We start from the raw sequence: 2326 nt of genomic DNA, 5'->3' as shown, positions 1-2326 counted from the left end.
GTAGTAACGGTTAAATATAGTTAGGCGGTTTGGACACAGTTTACGAGCCGTCTAATTATTTAACTATTTATTTCAGTACTGACAGAAATAAAGTAAATGCAGTGATTCAATATTTATACAGATACTAATCAAGGAGAACCTCATGCGGCATCCTTCGCTCAGTCAGATAAAGTGGCAAGACTTACGTCAACTGCGTCCTGTTGAAGCTATCTACAATGTATTGCTATCACTTCCTTTTCTTTTGTTGTCATGGTGAAGCGCGTGGCAAGGGTTTTGGTTATTGGCATTAGTGGCAACGTTTTTCTTTTTTACCGCCGCACTACGTCAGGCGCATGATTGCTATCATCGCACTTTAGGCGTTAGCGAGATGGCGACCGAGCTCATGCTATTTGCGCTCAGTATTACTATGCTCTGTAGTACGCATGCGATTCGCCATACTCACCTCAATCATCATCGTGACCCATTAGGAGAGAGCGATGTCGAGGGCAATTGGGCACGTCTGCCTTGGTATCAAGCGATACTCGGCGGTGGACTATTTTCAATAGCGATTCAGTGGTTCGGTCTAACTCATGGTAGCCGCCGTAATCGCTTGCTTGTCGCCATTGACATGCTGCTGATATCAGCGGTTATTGTTACAGCGCTTATTACTATGCATCCCGTCTTGGTCTATCACGTGCTCGTTATGATACTTGCCAATACTATGGTCGGCTTCTTTGCGGTATGGAGCGTCCATCATGGCTGTGATGAGCGAGTTTATGCCCGTAGCGAGCGCCATCCGCTGATCAATCTGCTGACTTTTAATCTGCTCTATCACATCGAGCATCATCTATTTCCAGCGGTACCGACCAACCATTTGCCAGAGCTCGCTAAGCGTTTGGATGCGCAGGCACCTGAGTGGACGCAGCAACCTGTGATACCTATGTTAGCACCTAGCTATTCGCAAAAGACGAGAAGCCATAAAGACATGCAGAGCGATACCATACTATAAGAAATACTGTAAAAGTCATGTTCAACATAATAAATGAAGGAGCCCGCAGATGATTATTTTAAATAAAGACAATCGCTCAAACTCAAAGGTTACCGCCATCACTATGTACTACGACGACAGTTGCGTGCTCTGTAGTACAGAAGCGCACAGTATGCAAATCCGTAATCCAGAAGGAATTGAAGTAACGTCAGTAGATACAGGCATAGACGAGTTACAAGCGGCTGGATTTAGTCGCGCTGATGCCATGACTTATCTGTGTGTCCAGACCGATCAAGGTCACTGGTATACGCATATGGATGCTATCAGACTGCTCTATAAGATGGGCGGCGTGAAGTGGGCATCGGTATTATATCTACCTATTATCAAACAGCTGGGCGACTTTATCTATCCTACGGTTGCGCGTAATCGCTACCGTATTCCAAACTGGGTAACCAAATTGATTTATGGTAAAGCAGTGACGCAAGCCTGCGCTAATGGCATTTGTAAAATCGCCCCTGATAAGCGTTAAAGGATTTTTTATGAAGTGTTCGTGAAAACTGACTAGCACTATTTCGCTTTAGGGTTTAGTACCGTAAGATGGATTTATATTCACTTTGTTAGATATGGCTATGTGGTTCTTCATCGCTTTCACCCAGCTCCTTGCTATTATGACCAGCATGATTCTCTTATGGTTCATTAGGCCTAAAAGGGTGATTAGTAAAGTGGCGCTGGTTCTAGCGATTTTTATATTTAACAATGCCATACTGGTTTACGGCTTTACTGAATTTTGGTATGAGCGCTTTCACGTTTATCTAGTGGTCGCTATCGTGCAAGGCTTTATGCTCTATGCGGTAGCCATAACGGCTGTGATTTGGTTTATCTTATCCAAAGGGTATAGACAGAATCCAAATGCGAAGTTTATACGTTTATTTGCTATCGTCACTTTTGTCAGTATTACTAGCTTAGCCGTATTCAATGCGTATTCACCAGTGGTGCATAGATTGACGGTTACGACAGACAAACCGTTAGATAAGCCAATGGATATCGCGCTAATCTCTGATACCCATTTGGGTCGATGGTTTGGGAATCGGCAAATAAAGAAAATGGTTGATTTGGTTGATGAGCAAAACCCTGACGTGGTTGTGATCGCAGGCGACATCATGAATGATACGACCATCGCTTATGACAACAGCAATATGCATGAGCAATTATCGCAGCTAAAAGCGCCGCTTGGCGTTTATGCGACGCTTGGCAATCATGATTACCGAGGCTATGATGAAGCGATTACTCAAGCTGTGGAAGCGGCTGGTATCACCGCGCTCGATAGCGAGAGTGTGTTGTTAGATGATGCGGTATGGC

General features: G+C 44.4%; 2 protein-coding genes and 1 pseudogene. All 3 read left to right on the top strand.

From position 1 onward, the window contains the following. Positions 1-271: 271 nt before the first annotated feature. Positions 272-988: pseudogene (locus ACTXGO_RS12605) on the top strand (fatty acid desaturase family protein); the annotation flags it as partial. Between the two features lie 49 nt (positions 989-1037). Further along, positions 1038-1496 carry a thiol-disulfide oxidoreductase DCC family protein gene (locus ACTXGO_RS12600; RefSeq protein ID WP_443574776.1) on the top strand — a complete coding sequence of 153 codons (459 nt, stop codon included), beginning with the start codon at positions 1038-1040 and terminating at the stop codon, positions 1494-1496. Positions 1497-1590: 94 nt separating this feature from the next. After that, on the top strand, positions 1591-2326 hold a 736-nt coding region (locus tag ACTXGO_RS12595), incomplete at its 3' end, for a metallophosphoesterase (protein WP_443574777.1).

This window comes from Psychrobacter sp. T6-1 (genome assembly GCF_052258445.1).
Note: the sequence above shows the minus strand (reverse complement) of the source record. Positions and strands in the feature narration are given on the sequence as shown.